A 1291-nucleotide genomic window follows, 5' to 3' on the forward strand; every position below is an offset into this window, starting at 1 on the left:
GGTGGGAGTCCTCATCTCGAAGCAGGCTTCCCGCTTAGATGCTTTCAGCGGTTATCCTTTCCGAACGTAGCCAACCAGCCATGCCCTTGGCAGGACAACTGGCACACCAGAGGTTCGTCCGTCCCGGTCCTCTCGTACTAGGGACAGCCCTTCTCAAGACTCCTACGCGCACAGCGGATAGGGACCGAACTGTCTCACGACGTTCTAAACCCAGCTCGCGTACCGCTTTAATGGGCGAACAGCCCAACCCTTGGGACCGACTCCAGCCCCAGGATGCGACGAGCCGACATCGAGGTGCCAAACCATCCCGTCGATATGGACTCTTGGGGAAGATCAGCCTGTTATCCCCGGGGTACCTTTTATCCGTTGAGCGACGGCGCTTCCACAAGCCACCGCCGGATCACTAGTCCCTACTTTCGTACCTGCTCGACCCGTCAGTCTCACAGTCAAGCTCCCTTGTGCACTTACACTCAACACCTGATTGCCAACCAGGCTGAGGGAACCTTTGGGCGCCTCCGTTACTCTTTAGGAGGCAACCGCCCCAGTTAAACTACCCACCAGACACTGTCCCTGATCCGGATCACGGACCCAGGTTAGACATCCAGCACGACCAGAGTGGTATTTCAACAACGACTCCCCCGCCACTGGCGTGACGAGTTCACAGTCTCCCACCTATCCTACACAAGCCGAACCGAACACCAATATCAAGCTATAGTAAAGGTCCCGGGGTCTTTCCGTCCTGCTGCGCGAAACGAGCATCTTTACTCGTAGTGCAATTTCACCGGGCCTATGGTTGAGACAGTCGAGAAGTCGTTACGCCATTCGTGCAGGTCGGAACTTACCCGACAAGGAATTTCGCTACCTTAGGATGGTTATAGTTACCACCGCCGTTTACTGGCGCTTAAGTTCTCAGCTTCGCCAGAACGAATTCTAGCTAACCGGTCCCCTTAACGTTCCAGCACCGGGCAGGCGTCAGTCCGTATACATCGCCTTACGGCTTCGCACGGACCTGTGTTTTTAGTAAACAGTCGCTTCTCGCTGGTCTCTGCGGCCACCACCAGCTCAGAGTGCAAGACTCATCACCAGCAATGGCCCCCCTTCTCCCGAAGTTACGGGGGCATTTTGCCGAGTTCCTTAACCATAGTTCACCCGAACGCCTCGGTATTCTCTACCTGACCACCTGAGTCGGTTTAGGGTACGGGCCGCCATGAAACTCGCTAGAGGCTTTTCTCGACAGCATAGGATCATCCACTTCACCACAATCGGCTCGGCATCAGGTCTCACCCTTAAC

Annotated in this window: 1 other annotated feature (cut by a window edge). The window is 55.7% G+C overall.

The features are described from left to right. Nucleotides 1–1291: a sequence feature (mutual gap in cmsearch alignment for this rRNA model is longer than 100), on the reverse strand; it runs 1643 nt beyond the window's last position.

This window comes from Streptomyces sp. NPDC059788 (assembly GCF_042732265.1).
In the GTDB taxonomy this organism is placed as follows: domain Bacteria; phylum Actinomycetota; class Actinomycetes; order Streptomycetales; family Streptomycetaceae; genus Streptomyces.